The 16,388-nt window shown below is 43.4% G+C and carries 12 protein-coding genes, 15 tRNA genes and 5 pseudogenes; 7 read left to right on the top strand and 25 right to left on the bottom strand.

Translation table 11 applies throughout. The features are described 5' to 3' along the window. Positions 1-2 precede the first annotated feature (2 nt). From GS3922_RS01795 to GS3922_RS18305, 5 genes are all read right to left on the bottom strand, one after another. Positions 3-2,141, bottom strand: a complete 2,139-nt coding sequence (locus tag GS3922_RS01795; protein WP_063164910.1) for a heavy metal translocating P-type ATPase — start codon at positions 2,139-2,141, stop codon at positions 3-5. After that, entirely contained in the window at positions 2,134-2,502 is a 369-nt protein-coding gene (locus GS3922_RS01790; RefSeq protein ID WP_055358810.1) for an ArsR/SmtB family transcription factor, read from the bottom strand. The genes GS3922_RS01795 and GS3922_RS01790 overlap by 8 nt, the downstream gene beginning before the upstream one ends. Before the next feature lie 291 nt (positions 2,503-2,793). Beyond that, the gene (locus GS3922_RS01785; protein WP_063164909.1) at positions 2,794-3,738 is read right to left on the bottom strand and encodes a cation diffusion facilitator family transporter; all 945 of its coding nucleotides are present in this window, start codon (positions 3,736-3,738) and stop codon (positions 2,794-2,796) included. A 14-nt stretch (positions 3,739-3,752) separates the two neighbouring features. Further along, positions 3,753-4,061, bottom strand: coding sequence for an ArsR/SmtB family transcription factor (locus tag GS3922_RS01780; RefSeq protein WP_050367241.1), 309 nt, complete (start codon positions 4,059-4,061; stop codon positions 3,753-3,755). 220 nt (positions 4,062-4,281) lie between these two features. Further along, a complete protein-coding gene (locus GS3922_RS18305; RefSeq protein WP_256368158.1) occupies positions 4,282-4,407 on the bottom strand; it encodes a hypothetical protein in 126 nt (41 codons plus the stop codon). A 502-nt stretch (positions 4,408-4,909) separates the two neighbouring features. On the opposite strand from GS3922_RS18305, the gene GS3922_RS18085 reads away from it, so the two are divergent. From GS3922_RS18085 to GS3922_RS01770, 3 genes are all read left to right on the top strand, one after another. After that, a complete protein-coding gene (locus tag GS3922_RS18085) occupies positions 4,910-5,143 on the top strand; it encodes a hypothetical protein (RefSeq protein WP_236933431.1) in 234 nt (77 codons plus the stop codon). Positions 5,144-5,157: 14 nt separating this feature from the next. Next, positions 5,158-5,559 (top strand): GAT domain-containing protein, encoded by a 402-nt coding sequence (locus tag GS3922_RS18080; RefSeq protein WP_050367240.1) that lies wholly within the window; start codon positions 5,158-5,160, stop codon positions 5,557-5,559. A gap of 183 nt (positions 5,560-5,742) precedes the next feature. Continuing rightward, on the top strand, positions 5,743-6,192 hold the full coding sequence (locus GS3922_RS01770; RefSeq protein ID WP_050368667.1) for a hypothetical protein: 450 nt from the start codon (positions 5,743-5,745) through the stop codon (positions 6,190-6,192). Positions 6,193-6,403: 211 nt separating this feature from the next. Here GS3922_RS01770 and GS3922_RS01765 read toward each other — a convergent pair whose 3' ends face one another. Both GS3922_RS01765 and GS3922_RS16975 read right to left on the bottom strand, forming a co-directional pair. Beyond that, entirely contained in the window at positions 6,404-7,126 is a 723-nt protein-coding gene (locus GS3922_RS01765) for a ZIP family metal transporter (protein WP_015374824.1), read from the bottom strand. Positions 7,127-7,262: 136 nt separating this feature from the next. Then, positions 7,263-7,494, bottom strand: a pseudogene (locus GS3922_RS16975) (PCYCGC motif-containing (lipo)protein); the annotation flags it as partial. Between the two features lie 151 nt (positions 7,495-7,645). On the opposite strand from GS3922_RS16975, the pseudogene GS3922_RS01760 reads away from it, so the two are divergent. Continuing rightward, positions 7,646-8,779, top strand: a pseudogene (locus GS3922_RS01760) (IS4-like element IS5377 family transposase). Positions 8,780-8,798: 19 nt separating this feature from the next. On the opposite strand, the gene GS3922_RS01755 reads toward GS3922_RS01760, so the two are convergent. Both GS3922_RS01755 and GS3922_RS01750 read right to left on the bottom strand, forming a co-directional pair. Continuing rightward, positions 8,799-9,590, bottom strand: a complete 792-nt coding sequence (locus tag GS3922_RS01755) for an enoyl-CoA hydratase/isomerase family protein (protein ID WP_236933430.1) — start codon at positions 9,588-9,590, stop codon at positions 8,799-8,801. Positions 9,591-9,693: 103 nt separating this feature from the next. Further along, positions 9,694-10,380, bottom strand: a pseudogene (locus tag GS3922_RS01750) (transposase); the annotation flags it as partial. Positions 10,381-10,519: 139 nt separating this feature from the next. On the opposite strand from GS3922_RS01750, the gene istA reads away from it, so the two are divergent. Further along, positions 10,520-12,025 (top strand): IS21 family transposase, encoded by a 1,506-nt coding sequence (gene istA, locus GS3922_RS01745; protein WP_063164907.1) that lies wholly within the window; start codon positions 10,520-10,522, stop codon positions 12,023-12,025. Further along, a complete protein-coding gene (gene istB / locus GS3922_RS01740) occupies positions 12,022-12,774 on the top strand; it encodes an IS21-like element helper ATPase IstB (protein ID WP_063164906.1) in 753 nt (250 codons plus the stop codon). The genes istA and istB overlap by 4 nt, the downstream gene beginning before the upstream one ends. Positions 12,775-12,843: 69 nt before the next feature. Here istB and GS3922_RS16970 read toward each other — a convergent pair. Continuing rightward, a pseudogene (locus GS3922_RS16970) lies at positions 12,844-13,350 on the bottom strand (transposase); the annotation flags it as partial. Positions 13,351-13,464: 114 nt separating this feature from the next. On the opposite strand from GS3922_RS16970, the pseudogene GS3922_RS18250 reads away from it, so the two are divergent. Beyond that, positions 13,465-14,156, top strand: a pseudogene (locus GS3922_RS18250) (site-specific integrase); the annotation flags it as partial. A gap of 135 nt (positions 14,157-14,291) precedes the next feature. On the opposite strand, the gene GS3922_RS01725 reads toward GS3922_RS18250, so the two are convergent. The 15 genes from GS3922_RS01725 to GS3922_RS01655 form a co-directional block, all read right to left on the bottom strand. Further along, positions 14,292-14,376 (bottom strand) — tRNA-Leu (locus GS3922_RS01725). A 60-nt stretch (positions 14,377-14,436) separates the two neighbouring features. After that, positions 14,437-14,510, bottom strand: a tRNA-Cys gene (locus GS3922_RS01720). Positions 14,511-14,519: 9 nt separating this feature from the next. Continuing rightward, positions 14,520-14,591 (bottom strand) — tRNA-Gly (locus tag GS3922_RS01715). A 5-nt stretch (positions 14,592-14,596) separates the two neighbouring features. Further along, positions 14,597-14,671 (bottom strand) — tRNA-Gln (locus GS3922_RS01710). A 15-nt stretch (positions 14,672-14,686) separates the two neighbouring features. Beyond that, a tRNA-His gene (locus GS3922_RS01705) sits at positions 14,687-14,759 on the bottom strand. Between the two features lie 17 nt (positions 14,760-14,776). After that, positions 14,777-14,850 (bottom strand) — tRNA-Trp (locus GS3922_RS01700). Positions 14,851-14,856: 6 nt separating this feature from the next. Next, a tRNA-Tyr gene (locus GS3922_RS01695) sits at positions 14,857-14,941 on the bottom strand. Between the two features lie 6 nt (positions 14,942-14,947). Beyond that, positions 14,948-15,023, bottom strand: a tRNA-Thr gene (locus GS3922_RS01690). Positions 15,024-15,048: 25 nt separating this feature from the next. Beyond that, positions 15,049-15,124, bottom strand: a tRNA-Phe gene (locus GS3922_RS01685). A 171-nt stretch (positions 15,125-15,295) separates the two neighbouring features. After that, positions 15,296-15,371, bottom strand: a tRNA-Asp gene (locus GS3922_RS01680). 3 nt (positions 15,372-15,374) lie between these two features. Beyond that, a tRNA-Met gene (locus GS3922_RS01675) sits at positions 15,375-15,451 on the bottom strand. Positions 15,452-15,766: 315 nt separating this feature from the next. Further along, positions 15,767-15,842, bottom strand: a tRNA-Val gene (locus GS3922_RS01670). Positions 15,843-15,851: 9 nt separating this feature from the next. After that, positions 15,852-15,923 (bottom strand) — tRNA-Glu (locus tag GS3922_RS01665). 14 nt (positions 15,924-15,937) lie between these two features. After that, positions 15,938-16,028: transfer RNA gene (locus GS3922_RS01660), tRNA-Ser, on the bottom strand. 4 nt (positions 16,029-16,032) lie between these two features. Beyond that, a tRNA-Asn gene (locus GS3922_RS01655) sits at positions 16,033-16,107 on the bottom strand. Positions 16,108-16,388: the final 281 nt, after the last annotated feature.

Genomic DNA, 16,388 nt, shown 5'->3' with positions numbered 1-16,388 from the left:
GCCTATTCTTTAACTTTTAGCAATCGCATGCTGTTTAATGTTACGATTAATGTTGCTCCCATATCGGCAAATATCGCTAACCATAGCGTTAACCAACCAGGCACAATTAACAGTAATGACAATGCCTTAATCCCTAAAGAGAAAGTAATGTTTTGCTTAATAATCGCTAAAGCTTTGCGGCTCAATTTAATCGTATATGGCAATTTGCTTAAATCATCAGACATTAAGACAATATCGGCTGTTTCTAGGGCTGTATCGGTTCCAGCACCGCCCATTGCCACACCAACGGTTGAAGCTGCAAGAGCTGGTGCATCGTTCACACCATCTCCAACCATCGCCACGCTTTGATGCTTGTCACGAAGCTCTTTGATGAAATTCAGTTTATCTTCTGGAAGTAAATCGGCTTTAATATCGGAAACGCCGACTTGTTTTCCGATGGCTTCGGCTGTTCTTTGGTTATCCCCTGTCAACATTACCGTTTTTTCAATACCGACTTGATGAAGTTTTCGAATAACCTCTTTGGATGATTCTCTTATTTCGTCTGCCACGGCAATTAACGCCAGAATTTCTTTTTCCGTTCCTAACGCCATGACCGTTTTCCCTTGTGTTTGAAGGGTTGTCATTTGTTCTTTTATTTCTGATTGGATGCCATTTGGAAGAAGTTCTTCAAAAAGACCTGGACTTCCGACATAATACATTTCGTTGTTTACTCTTGCTTTGACCCCTTTACCTGTAATGGATTGGAATTCTTCAACAGATAAATCATTAAAATTCAATCCATCTTCTTCTGCTTTTCTTATAATGGCGGAAGCAAGTGGATGTTGTGAGCCTTTTTCAATGGCTGCTGTAATGGTCATTAGTTCATTTTCATTGCCATTATAAGTGACCACATCGGTGACGGAAGGAACACCTTTTGTTAATGTTCCTGTTTTATCAAAAGCGATGACTTTTAGAGATCCTGCTTCCTCTAAATAAATACCACCTTTAATTAACACACCGTTTTTCGCTGCATTTCCAATGGCAGTTACAATCGAAACAGGCGTGGAAATAACCAACGCACACGGACAACCAACCACTAATACAGCTAGACCTCGATAAATCCATTCGCTCCAATCAGCACCCATAAATAATGGAGGAATAACGGCTAGTAAAAGAGCAAAAATGATAATGGCTGGTGTATAGTATTTGGCAAAACGATCTACAAACGCTTGAGAAGGTGCTCGTTCTGCTTGAGCTTCTTCCACTAAATGGATGATTTTCGAAAGAGTTGTATCTTCCACTCGTTTTGTCACTTTTACTTCCAATAACCCTTCTTCATTCAATGTTCCTGCAAAAACTTCATCACCAACTGTTTTCGCTACGGGAACACTTTCTCCCGTAATGGCAGCCTGATTTAGCGTAGATGTACCCTTGATGACGATTCCATCCATCGCTAATTTCTGACCAGGCTTTACGATCATAATATCTCCGACTTGAATATCGTCAACAGGGACCATCATTTCTTCATTTCCGCGACGAATTAATGCTTCTTTTGGAGCAATATCCATCAACGATTCAATGGATTGACGAGCTTTATCCATGGAATAACGCTCTAAGGCTTCGCTAATGGCGAATAGAATAACAACCGTTGCACCTTCTCCCCATTCACCAATCGCTGCAGCTCCTAAAATCGCCACTGTCATCAGCGTATTCATATCAAAATTCAATCGAACTAGGTTTTTGAAACCTTTTATAAATAACGAATATCCACCGATTAAAATTGCTGCAGCATATCCAATTGTCGCAAAGATATGCTCTTCTCCGTATTGCTTCCCTAAAAACCAACTGATCACAAGCAAAACGGCGGAAATATACACTTTAATGTTCTCTTTTTGCTTCCAAAAAGGTTCACGCTTGACTGATTTTTCTTTATCTTCCCGAACCTTTAAGTTTTCAAAAGCTCCTGCTTTTTCTAATTCTTCGATGGTTGTTGTACCCCAAACGGTAATTTTAGATGCTCCAAAGTTTACTTTAGCATCCTGAACACCGGGCAATGATTTTACATTATTTTCAAACTTTGCCGCACAGTTTGCACAAGTAAATCCTTGAACACGGTAGGTTTTCGCTTCTGATTTAGATAATTTTGCTTGTTGTTCAGACACGGACTTTCACCTCTTTATCATGTACTAACGCAATCATGATTAACTGCTTAATATGGTCATCATCCAGCGAATAAAATGCTAGCTTTCCTTCTTTTCGATACTTTACAATCCCTTGTTTATAAAGAGTCCGTAAATGATGGGAAGTTGTTGCAACAGAAGCCCCGATGATATTAGCAATATCACATACACATAACTCTTCATCTTGGCAAAGTGAATAGACAATTTTTGCCCTATTTTCATCTGCCAGTGCTTTAAACAACAGGACAACACTGGATATATCTTCTTTTTGCAATTCCCCTTGTATTCGATTGACTTTTTCTTCGTCATAACAATAAATTTCACATGTATCTTTCTTACTCATTCATTATCCCTCTTTCATATTCAAATTTCCGTTTTAATATATTATACCCCATTTCTTTTATTATTCAAATATTTATTTGAATTAAAAACAAAAAAAGAATGGAATTTAAAAAAATCAACCCAATATTTACCGTGCGATTCATTTAATTAGCTACATCAAAAAATTCTATTAGATAAAAACAATAAACCTCATTATCCGCAAAAAGATAATGAGGTTTACTATTTCTTAAACAATAAATATGCGTTTAAGCCGCTAATCACAATAGCTGACATCACTCTATATTGTTTTTCGCTAGACTTTCATTTCCCCATGATGGATTTGAGAGGTTTCAATTTGAATGGTTGTATGCAGAATCTTAAATTTTTCTTCAATCATGTGAATGGCATCTTGTAAAACCTTTTGGCTGTCTTGATGATCTTCAATCAAAATATGGCAACTTAATGAGTCTAACCCTGAAGTAATTGTCCAAATATGAAGGTCGTGAACGTTAATCACTCCTTCAATACTTTCTAAGGCTTTTTTCACTTCATTTTGGTCAATGGTAATGGGCGTTCCTTCCATCAAAATGTGAACCGTATGTTTAATCACTCCCCAAGCGCCTTTCAAGATTAATAAGGCAACCAAAATGGAAATAATGGGGTCAGCGACATACCAACTAAAGAGCCACATGACAAGCCCAGCGATGATAGCACCTACGGAACCCAAAGCGTCACCGATCACATGAAGATAAGCGCTACGAAGATTGACATTATTTTTCACATCCCCTTTTCTCATTAACGCCCAAGCACTTAAAAGATTGGCAAACAGACCAATGGACGCAATGATCATCATAGAGCCGCTAGCTACCGTTGGTGGGTTGTAAAAACGTTCAATTGCTTCCCAAATAATAAATCCAGCGATTACAAACAAGGTAACTCCATTAAATAAAGCGGCTAAAATTTCAAAACGATAAAAGCCATACGTTTTATTGGGGGAAGCTGGTTTGGTGGCAAACCAAATAGCAACTAGACTAAGAACAAGTGAACTGGCATCACTAAGCATATGACCAGAGTCAGAAAGAAGAGCTAGACTGTTTGTGATTAAACCTCCAAAAAACTCCAATAACATAATTCCAGTGGTAATGAGAAGTGCAATCGTAAGCCCTTTTTTATTCCCTTCTCTACTGTGACCATGATGGTGTCCGTGGTGATGGTGATGACCATGGTGGTCGTGAGAATGATGGTGGTGATGATGCATGATAAAACGCCTCCTTAATGATGTTCAGCATGGTCAATGGCTTGTTTTAATAATGAAATAACGTGTTCGTCATCGCAGGAGTAAAACAGTGTTTTTCCTTCACGGCGATACTTAACCAGTCTCAGATTTCGCAACATACTAAGTTGGTGGGAAACGGCTGATTGTGACATTTCCAACACTTCTGCAATGTGATTGACATTGCACTCTTCTTGCGATAACAAATAAAGAATTTTGATTCGTGTTGGATCGGCTAATACTTTAAATATGCGCGATACATTTTCAATGGTTTCAGATTTTAGGAAAGAATGGTCTTCGGTCTTCATGATGATTTCCCTCACTTTATTTATTATATATGAGCATATATTCATATGTATGTATCATATTTTACATTCAGTTTTTTGTCAAGTTTAGGAAATGTTTTTTCATGAAAATGAGGGATTTAGATAATAAATGAGGGGGGATGATGACAACCGTTCAGGTGGAAAAATCAGACTTGCAACATGCCGATTTAAGGGTATAAAAAGGACAGCAGTGAGCTGTCCTTTAAAATATCAGCACATCTTTTGTAAATTCTTCTTCAAGTTCCCGTATGACGTTATCCTCATTACTTGTTTGTTGTGTTTGTTCCTCTTTTTTCTCAGTTTCTTTCTTGTCTTTATCCCTGTTCATTAGAAACCTCCGTATGAATGCAGTTTATCGATCGATTCAAAATGACCACTTTTTATTGCTCGTTTTCGATTTCATTTTTAGCATCCTTCTTGTTACGTTCTGTATACCATATCATCTTCACATTTTAATTGTGTCACATCCGCTTTCATACTTTTAGCGATGTCTTGAGTTCTGATGAAATAACATCGTTTTTGATAAAAAACTCCCGAAAGAACCATTTTTTGGATTATTTTCTCTACACATCCGCTAGATTATTCTTTGGGATAACATACAAAAAGGCACAATTTAACATAACGGGTTCGGTTGTTGAGTATAAAATTGAAAAAAGTAATACAAAAAGGAGTTCAATTCGCATATGAATTGGACTCCTTTTATTTGTTGATATATCAATGTTTTATTGAATTTATCACCATTAATCGCATTATAATTAGCAAGTGACTGCTGACCAACAGACAGTATTCCAAATATGTGTTAAAATTGATGCTAATTGGACATAAATTCATTGATGACTTCCCTTTATCGTGTATTTGCCAAAGAAATTCACTTATCTAATGCCCACCATTTTCTTTGTCAAACGGATAAAACAAAATCTCGGAAACAAGCTCGTGAGGAATTTATTCAAGCAGGAGTGGATTTAATCAACTGGGGAATTAACTTTGGTTATGATTACAAGTTCTTTGCAGAAATTGGCTTTTCTGAAACTGGAAGAATTATTTCATACACACCAATTTCATAAGAAAGTCATTTCAGGTGGCAGCAGTCATTATGAATACGCTGATAATTCGATTGAACATCCACTTGCGACAATTGACAGAAGATTTCGATGAATTGATTGTACAACCAATCTTTCATCATTCGAACCAAAGGACATTGCTAATCGTGAATGACAACGCCACAAATACCTTTATCCAGCACATTCGAAGACGGCTATCTATTTTAGAAAGACCATTGATAACAGCTCGTGGTGACGGAAAAAGCTATATCTATTCAAACTTTAACTCAAAGTATGCTCAAATGGCTCTTACCATACTTCGGACTTACTACAATTTTTGTTTAGCATACAAAACAAAGGAGACAGTAGGAACACCTGCTCAACGATTAGGCATTGCAAAAAAACAATTTGATTTAAAAGAAATAATCTATATGCAATAACCTTAAGGGATTTGATATTTTATAGGACCAAATCAGTATACGATTTGTTTTTTATTTTTTGCTGAAATATCAATATTTTTTGACTAAATCCTTTTTAATGATTTTGGTATTTTATGTTAAACTGAATATATAGATTACTCAGAAAATTAGCAAAGGGAAAATTAACCCATGAGGGGGAAGTGTATGAAAAAGTTTTTAATTACATTATTAGTATTAATTGCGTTAGGCATTGGGGGGGATTTTGTTACTGAACTATTTAGTGCTAAACCACCTTTACCAACCATAACTGTTGGAGAAAAAAAGGTAGAAGTGGCACAAGGTTCGTATTGTTGGAATGGATTACTTAGTTCTGTTTGTGCCGATACAAGTTCTCCGCCAGAACTCATTAAAAATCAAGAACTAAAACCTGTGGTTGTACCACCAGATTCCCAATTGAAAATAGAATTCAAAGATGAGCCTAAAGAAAATACATTAGTAGTAAATAGATGGCTTACAAATGAAAAAACAGAAAATGTTCCAATAAATGATAATGTGATACTATTACCAAAAGAAAAAGGTGTATATGTGTATGATGTTTCAGCGAGATGGGAAAAGGGAGATTCAAGTTATGCCTTTGTAATTGAAGTACGGTAGTAACATTTTAGTAACAGTCTTAATTGAACAAGTCAATATAATTTTAGTTTAAAACGCTTGGAATAAACCCAAGCGTTTTAATGTGCTTTTTACTTTGTTAAATTTGGTTCGAATTTTGTGCTAATTACGCTGTTATTTGTACTGTTTTTCTTGATTTTGTACTTCTGAACCGAACCCGTTAACTTAACATGCACCTTTTTAGTAAAGTCTTTTATAGAAAAAACAAGTAAAATGAAACCAATACAAAACCGATTACAGCCATGATAACGCAGTATATTTTGGTAGATGTGCGTAAAGCTGTTCCAAAAATTTCTTTTCCCGTCACGGAAAGCATTACCCCCATCGCCAATGCGATAATCATTGCTACTAGCCAAGGGACACCCATCCCATAATTACTTCCGATGAAGGCTCCAACTCCTATGGGGGCGGAGGCTATGGTTGCCCCAAGTATGATGCTGATAATTCCAAACCCAGCCATCAGCAAGGGAGTAAAAACAGCAATCCCTTCTGGAATATTGTGAAGCATGATCGCAGTCATCATTGGTTTAGTCAATGAATCGTGAGTATTGGCTCCAAGTGCGATGCCTGTTGGAAAATTGTGTAGGGCAATACTGAATGTTAAAAATAGACCAGAATGTACAAATAAGTCTTTTTTAGCGTCATTGGTAATAATGATCACATGATGGGAAACCTTTTCTAGATGCTTATAAATAAAATAACCAAAAATCAATCCGACAATAGCAATAAACCAACCTCCAATTTCTATGCTTTCAGGCAAAATTTCCATCGCGACCAGTCCAAATATCATACCACTACATACTGAAAAAATGGTTGGCGTTCCTTTTTGCCAGCCTTTAAACAACCAAGCAATCACTCCGCCAGATAACATTCCAATAGCAGAAGCAGAAAACCCTAAAAGCCAAAGTGAGTTCATCCATCATCCCCCTTGTACTAAGTTGTCTTTACTTTTATATCTGCCAAACTTATAAAATATGCCTTAAGAAAACAAAAAATCCTCCACCGTGGGAGGATTGTAAAGCCTTCGTTTTCGGAAAAGTGAGGTTTGTTTATTATAAAGGCATTGGAGTTTTAGTTGGTTTTGCGTAACCTTCTTTGTACTTTTCATCAATGTAGTGGCGAATTTCCTTTATAGACTTACCTTCTTGTTTCATTTTAATGGATTCCGCGGCGATTTGTAAGCAAACGCCACAACGAGTACCGTGGTCATCCCAGACAACAGAACCATCTTCATTGATTTTTTTTGACAAAGCAATTCATACTACTTTTATGTCCTGCACTCTTCTTTTGTTTGGTTATATTGATTATTTAGCACATAGTTATATTTTTTATCAGGCGTGTTGATTATCCAATAAAATCCAAAGGGTATAGAAAAAAGAGCACCTTTCCTGTAGAATGTGAGTAGCGACACAAACAAACCCAGGAGGTGCTCTCTATGAACAAGCATACCACACTCCCGAATTTGATGCAAAAACTTGTTTCGGATGAAGAGATTCAACTGATTGCCGAAGCGGTTGGGTATCGTGATTCGTCTCGAACCTTTACGTTGCGCGAGTTGATTCACTTCTTCCTGCTGGCCGCCATGCATCAATGGAAAAGCTTTCGCCACGGAGCCGATGTGGGCCTCTGTATGGATTGCCGCGATTCCATTATTCCACAGTATCCAAGAAAGCGAAAGAAGTTCCCTATGACATCATGAAACGCTTGTTGGCGTTGATCATTTCCAAGTGCAACCGCCAAACCCGCCGCTCGCTTCGGTTTCCCAAACCGCTTCGGGTGGTGGATTCGACGACCGTCACGGTCGGGAAAAACCGCCTCCCATGGGCTCCGTATCACGGCGAACGCGCCGGAGTGAAGCTGCACGTCGCGTATTCGCCGGAATCCTCGCTGCCGGCAGACGTGGTGGAAACGACCGGACTGCGTCATGATGGCCCAGTGGGAGAACAGTTGACGAACGCTCAACAAGTGCTGGTGGAAGACCGGGCGTATGTCAAAATCGAACGCCTCGATCGATTTGTGGAGCAGCATCAGCTCTTTGTCATTCGGATGAAGGACAACATCGAACTTCATCAGAAAAAAAGCTTGAAACGCCTTTCCAGCACATCCTCATCGGTTCAAGCCGACTTCACGTGCCAGTTGGGGACGAAACAATGCCGCTCCACCAAGCGTCACCGGGTGGTGATCTTTCGAGATGCGAATGGCCGCGACATTCGGGTCGTGACGAACCTCTTCCATGCGTCTGCGGAAACCATTGCCGACATGTACCAACAACGTTGGACTGTTGAGGTCTTTTTTCCGTTGGGTGAAGCAATATCTGAATGTCCCGACCTTGTTTGGCACGACGGAAAATGCGGTATACAACCAACTGTTTGCGGCGTTCATCGCGTATGTGTTGCTGCGATGGCTGTATGATCAAACCAAAAAACAGACGAACGTCTCTCTTTCCTTCATTTCGTTCGTTCGCCGTTTTTTCTCTGGGCAGCTTCCTCTCGATTGGAAATCCGGGATGGCCGCTGCTTTGTTTGAGTATGCCCAAATTTATGGAAGGCGTATGTCTAATTTTGGATAATCAACACTCGTGGATTATTTTATTTTCCTGTGAAGTTTGGTTTTCTTTTTTCCACGAATGCTGCTACACCTTCTTTGAAGTCCTCTGTTGTACGGAGCAAACCATATGCTTTTCCTTCAATTTCAAGACCTGCGCTAAGAGGTGTTTCATAGGCGGCATTCAGTACTTGTTTACATACTTTTAGCGCAAGTGGGGAAAACTTCATAAGTTCATCTGCAAGCGCATTGACTTCATTTTCAAGTTCTGCTTTCGGAACCACTTTTGTGATAAGTCCCCATTGATATGCTTCATCGGCTGGTATTCTTCTTGCTCTCATAATCATGTCTTTCGCGCGGGTTAATCCGGCTATTTTTGCTACCCTCTGTGTTCCCCCGCTTCCTGGAATCATGCCGAGATTCATCTCTGGCAGCGCCAGGAGTGTATCATCGGCGGCGATACAGAGATCACAAGCCATCGCAATTTCAAGGCCAACACCAAATGTATAACCTTGCAGTTGGGCGATTACCGGCTTTGGAGAGCGTTCCGGCGCCGCAACATTTACAGCAAGATGTGACAGTTCTTCTTGGTGTACTTCCATAAATTCTGGAATATTTCCACCCGCACTGAATGCCTTAGTGCCTTCTCCTTTAATGATGATGACACGAACGTCATCGTCTTTGTTCAACTCATCGAAAATTTCCGAAAATTGAGATCGTGCAAGCATACTGATATAGTTCATTTTTTCTGGACGGTCGAAAATAATAGTGGCCGTCTTTTTCTCCTTATTTTTTTCCACGCGAATGTGATCATATTGTTTTACTGCTTCCATCATTGCTTCCCCTTTCTTCATCTTAGAGTTATTTATTTTAATTACTGTAGATGAGTATTTTTCATTACAGTAATTTCCATTCCCTAAGAGACAAACAGGGGACCCCTTAGGCGACATGGAGCTGTTTTTTGATCACATCAATGGGAATATCTTGCTTTGCGGCGTCATAGATGAACTCGACGACGCTGTGCCCTTTCCGAGACCGAAGAAGCTCCAGGCCGGAAGAGATGTCTTGTTGAGATTCCGCGATGCTGTATACGCAGGCTAACAGCACCACGACCCAATACCGTTTCACCGCCCGAACGTGGCGAACACGGTACCCATCGAGCTTCAGCTGGTCTTTTGCCTGCCGGAAAAAGCATTCGATCGTCCAGCGCTGGGCATAGTAACGCAAGATGTCTTCGTCACTCAGCTCCCGGTCGGTGCTCAATATGACATGGAGATGATCCGGCGTCATCGGTTGATCCGCCTTCCAAGCCAGCAGCACCACCGCGTCATCAAGACCGTTGAGCGCGCCTTCGTAGCGGTAGACACGATAGCGCTCGTTCCCCACCGTGACGAGGCGGGTGTCGTTGGGCTCGATATAGCGGGCAAACTCCTTCGCTTGGATGGCGATGCCTTTCGGGTAGAGAATCCGGTTCGTCTTGAGCATGGCGATGACATGGAATCCTTGTTTCAGACAGGCTTCGATGAGCGCTTGGGACGGATACCATGAATCCACGAGCACATACACCGGCTGAGCCCGCTTCCTCTTGAGCGAGGAAAGCATCTCGATCGCCAGGTCGATTTTGCTTGTTTAGTGCAAAATGAAAGTACAGAGTTCTGCAACAAAAAAGTGCAGAGCTTCATGGCATAAAAAAAGGCTTGCCAGCTCCTAAAATTCCCTCTACTGTTAAGGTTGTGAAGAACAAAACAGTGGAGGTAAAGAAAGGATGCTAGCAATGCCTGAAATTCATCATATCAAACATTTGCGTGAAAAGAAAGGGTTATCGCTTTCCGAAATTGTCCGCAGGACGGGATTTAACTGGAGAACAGTCAAGAAATATGCGGATGGAGACATTTCGGTCAGACAAAAAATAAAGAGAAAACGGGGAATGATGGAGGAAGAAGGATACGGTCAAATCATTGATGACTGGCTGGAGGAGGACGCCAAACTGCCAAGAAAACAACAGCGGACAAGCAAGAAGATGTACGAACAATTAAAGCAGGAACATGGCTTTAAAGGGTCTTATCGAACGGTTTGCGCCTACGTTCAAAAACGAAGACCTCAGCTTAAGCTGGAGAAGGAACGGCGTTACGAGAGGCTGGAACACCCTCCGGGGGAAGCGCAGGTGGATTTCGGCACCATGTCCGTTGTGACGAAGGAAGGAAAAGAGGAAGACCGATCAATTCTGATTTTGAGCTTTCCGTACAGCAACGCCGCGTATGCGTATCCATTGCCGGCGGAAAACAGCGAATGTTTTCTTTACGGGCTCACTCAGCTGTTTCGCCAAGCCGGAGGCGTCCCGAGAAAACTGCGCATCGACAATTTGGCGGCGGCGGTGGTTTCGATTCGAAAAGGAGGCGAACGTCAATATACTGAAGCATTTGAGCGATTCCGGCTTCATTATGGGTTTGACGTACAGGCGTGCAATCCGTATAGCGGACACGAAAAAGGGAATGTCGAACGGAAAGTTTACTATACTCGTCAACACTGCTTTGTCCCTGCTCCGTTGATCGAGGGGGATGAAGAACTGGCGGAGTGGCTGCATCGCAAGATGATCGAAGATCGAGCCCGCCCCCACTATGAAAAAGGGAGAACCATTGAGGAATTATGGCAGGAAGAACAAAAGGAGTTGCTTGTCCTGCCGGAGAGAGATCTCCCGATCTTCTCCTTCCACCACGCTAATGTCAATAAATACGGGGAAGTAACGGTGGATGGGGAGGCGTTTGTGGTTCATGGGATCCCGGTTCCCAACCGTGTCCTTGTCAAAAAGGAATGGGATTGTTTCATGGTTTTGTCCCAGGAAGGGGAGGTGTACCTGGAAGCGCCAAGGCCGTACACGAAAAAGCAACGGGAGCTCCCTTGGAAGGACATTTTGGCGGAATGGGCGCAAAAGCCCCGGGTGGTGGAGTATTCGCGGTTTCGAGTTTACTTGCCGGAGGCCATTAGGAAATACTTCATGGAACAACCGAAACAGACGGCATCACGCATTCGAGGAGTGCAGAAGCTGCTGGAGCGGTACACCGTCTATGAGATCGCCCAGTGGCTTGACAAGTATCAACGGTGGGATTTGACGCCCCATGAGATCGGGGTGTTGATGGAGGCGAAGCGTTCGGAGTATCCCGCGAAATGGGAAGAAGCCTATACCCCTTCCGTTTTCGTCGACTATGAAACCGATTTACATGTGTATGATCAACGTCTTTGTCCGTCAAGGGAAGGGGGAAGCCGGGCATGAAGATGGATGTAAAAGAGATTTGTAAAGCCCTGCATTTGGCGTACATCGCGGATCGATTCGAGGAGGTGGCCTACGAGACCAAGGAACAGTTTTTGCGTGATGTGTTGGCGTTGGAGCTGTCGTTCCGTCAGAAAGCAAAACAGGCTCGATTGATCAAGAAGGCGAAGTTCCGGGAGTTGAAATGGCTCAAAGATTATGAATGGTCGGATCAGATTCATTGGCCGACCACGACCTCGAAGGAAGAACTTTGCGACCTTCGCTTTTTGGAGCAAAAACAGAACGTCCTGCTTTTAGGTTCGCCGGGAACAGGAAAAACCCATCTCGCCACCGCATTAGGATTAAAAGCGTGTGAACGGGGCCATGAAGTTCGGTTTTTCCGTGTCGCCGATCTTGTCGCCCAGCTCGAAGAGGCGTTAAAAGACGGCACCCTCGGACGGCTCAAACGGCAAATCGACACATGCGAGCTGTTGATTTTGGACGAACTCGGCTATGTACCTTTTCAAAAGCAGGGATCGGAACTGCTGTTTCACATCATTGCCGATTGTTATGAACGAAAAAGTGTCATCGTGACATCGAATTTAGAGTTTGGACAGTGGAATCGAGTGTTTGGGGACAACCGCCTGACGGCAGCGCTGGTGGATCGTTTGGTCCATCACGCCCACATTCTCGCGTTTACGGGAGAGAGCTACCGCTTGCGGCACGCGCTTTCTGCCGTTCAGTCGCTCCCTTCTCGCTCGGTTGAAAGGTAAATTCATTGAGCCGGCAAGCCTATGTATTTTTTCTTGCAATTCTCTGCACTTTTTGCTTGCAAAAAACATTTTGCTTCTTCCCGATGTCTTGTCATACAGACGAAAGGCGAACGGAAACGCTTGCGTGAAGGTGTGCACCATCAGCCAAACAAGCGAATGCCCCCAGACCAATTGATGATCGCTGTGAGAGAAATGCCAGTCACACCCTTGAATGGCGTGCGTTGCCCGTGACGAAGGCTTCGTTTTTTGGCAAATGGTATCATCAATCGAAAGGAACAGGGGTTGATTCGTCCGTTTGGCCAGGCGTTCGATCTGGCGAAGAACCCACTCCTGAAGCTTCTCAAGCAGTTTTTCCTCGTTCCAAGGGCTTTTCGTGAAAAAGTGGCTGAGCGTGGTTCGATGATTCGGATGAAAACTCCAGTACCGGACATCCGTCAATGTCCCCGAACATCCCTTGGTCGTCAAGGCGTCGACAAGATGAACGAGATGCTTGATGACCGGCTTCGAGAAATAAAGCGCCAATCCCAGCGTCATGAAAAACTTGTGGATTCCTTGATGATGTGCTAATCTATTCATGAGACATGAACCTCCTTGTGGGTAGTTGGTAGCACATCTATTCTAACCAAGGAATCGGGTTCATGTCTCCTTTTTTGTTTAGTTTGTAAATTTATGTTAGCAAATTTGCTCATCTACAGTAATGAAATAGCGGAAACGAGAACGACTGAAACCGTCAAAAAACGTCATACTTACATCAAAGAATGCATTAAAGCTGCCATCGAAGAAGGAGTGATCATTCGCGATCCTACCTATAAAGTGGTGGTGAAAGGGAAGAAAAAAGGGAAAGACGAGGAACTAAAATATCTAAACTATCAAGAAGCGAAACAATTGATTGCCGAAATCAAAAAAGATATGCGCCCGAAATATATTTCACGGTATATTATCCTCTTCGCCCTGGCAACTGGCGCACGTTTTTCGGAAATATTAGGGCTCACATGGGACTGCATTGATTTCAAAAACAGAATGGTGACGATCAATAAGACTTGGGACTATAAATTTACGAATGATTTCGCCGATACGAAAACCTATTCATCGAAGCGAACCATAAAGATCGATGAAGACACCTGCAAAATATTGAAAGAACTGCGGAAAGCACAGAATGAGGTGGCCATGAAAACCGGATTGAGGAACGAGAAAACTTGAGACATACGCACGCTTCGATGCTGTTATACCGGAAAGCGAACATCAAATATATCTCAAAGCGTCTTGGCCATAAGGATATAGGGATCACATTGCAGACCTACTCGCACATTTTGGACGAGCTGGAACAAGCGGAAAATATGCTCCTCGATCAAATCATGGATGATCTATATCATGCAAAATAGCCGTGCAAAATTCGTGCAAAATTTTTTCGGATTCTATCGTTTTTTTCGGGATTTCCTGAAAATGAAAAACGACCGCAAATGCGGTCGTATCAAGGCTTCCACGACTTTTGGCCGTGGGCTATCGAATTCCAAGGATGCCGATGGTGGGAGTCGAACCCACACGGGGGGCTACCCCACACGATTTTGAGTCGTGCGCGTCTGCCAATTCCGCCACATCGGCGCGACATTAACTATTATATCTTCTCAACTTTTATTTGTCAATAAAATTGTATTCATTAGATGGAGGCGGCACCCGGATTCGAACCGGGGGTAAAGGTTTTGCAGACCTCTGCCTTACCACTTGGCTATGCCGCCTTGATCGAGAGCGGAAGACGGGACTCGAACCCGCGACCCCCACCTTGGCAAGGTGGTGTTCTACCACTGAACTACTTCCGCATGATTGGCTGGGGTAGCTGGATTCGAACCAACGCATCACGGAGTCAAAGTCCGTTGCCTTACCGCTTGGCTATACCCCAACGCTAAAAAACAAGGGCGACTAGTGGGAATCGAACCCACGCATGCCAGAGCCACAATCTGGTGCGTTAACCACTTCGCCATAGCCGCCATAATAATCATTTGAATGGCAGGGGCAGTAGGAATCGAACCCACACCGGAGGTTTTGGAGACCTCTGTTCTACCATTAAACTATGCCCCTTCATGATGGTGGAGGGGGACGGATTCGAACCGCCGAACCCAAAGGGAGCGGATTTACAGTCCGCCGCGTTTAGCCACTTCGCTACCCCTCCACGGAATGGTGCCGACTGCAGGACTTGAACCCGCAACCTACTGATTACGATTCAGTTGCTCTACCAATTGAGCTAAGTCGGCATGCAAACTTATTGTAGTTGTTTAGTGGTGGCTCGGGACGGAATCGAACCGCCGACACAAGGATTTTCAGTCCTTTGCTCTACCGACTGAGCTACCGAGCCATATGTTATTTTTTAACTCGCTCGTTGATTGCTCTGTGCCTCTTCCTCTACCAGCTGATTCAAAGATGCTTGATGCGTCGAGGCAACTCGCAACAAACTCGATGATGTTGATGCTCGTCTCTACCGACTGAGCTGTCGAGCCATACTGTATTTTTCGCAATTTTGGAACAATGGCGGTCCCGACGGGACTCGAACCCGCGATCTCCTGCGTGACAGGCAGGCATGTTAACCACTACACTACGGGACCATTTGGTTGCGGGGGCAGGATTTGAACCTGCGACCTTCGGGTTATGAGCCCGACGAGCTACCGGACTGCTCCACCCCGCGACGATAGAAAACGGATTTGTTTCGATCATGCACTGAGTATCGGTTTAAATGTTTGTTGCCTCTTCCTCTGCCAGCTGATTCAAAGATGCTCGATGCGTCGAGGCAACTCGCAGCGTATTCGATGAAGCAAATGCTCGTTGCTCCACCCCGCGACGATAGAAAACGGATTTGTTTCGATCATGCACTGAGTATCGGTTTAAATGTTTGTTGCCTCTTCCTCTACCAGCTGATTCAAAGATGCTCGGTGCGTCGAGGCAACTCGCAGCGTATTCGATGAAGCAAATGCTCGTTGCTCCACCCCGCGACGATTTAGAGTGGTGGAGGATGACGGGATCGAACCGCCGACCCCTTGCTTGTAAGGCAAGTGCTCTCCCAGCTGAGCTAATCCTCCACGAAGAAGTGACCCGTACGGGATTCGAACCCGTGTTACCGCCGTGAAAGGGCGGTGTCTTAACCACTTGACCAACGGGCCATGTTTTTGATAAGTGGCGGAGAGCAAGGGATTCGAACCCTTGAGGCGCTATTCACGCCTACACGATTTCCAATCGTGCTCCTTCGACCACTCGGACAGCTCTCCAAGGTGGCTCCGCAGGCAGGATTCGAACCTGCGACCAATCGGTTAACAGCCGATTGCTCTACCACTGAGCTACTGCGGAATAATCACATCTCAATTATCTTTCCTTTAGACATTTATTATTATACTGATTAATGCTGATCTGTCAAGGTTTTTTTCATTCCTTCAAAACTAGATAACCGTGTGGGGGAAGAAGCCGCGGCGCTTCCGCTTTTTGTCTAGCTCCGGCCGCCATCGGCTCCCGACGCTTCGGTCCTGCTGCGGCGGCGACACATTGCATACGCTCCTGTGACACCACCCACGCAGAACCAAGCTTTGCTTGGTTCGAGCCTCCTCGCAGGCCCTCCAGCGCGTTTCGCCGAT

This window comes from Geobacillus subterraneus (assembly GCF_001618685.1).
In the GTDB taxonomy this organism is placed as follows: domain Bacteria; phylum Bacillota; class Bacilli; order Bacillales; family Anoxybacillaceae; genus Geobacillus; species Geobacillus subterraneus.
The sequence above is the reverse complement of the archived record's forward strand: the minus strand, read 5'-3'. Positions and strand labels throughout refer to the sequence as shown.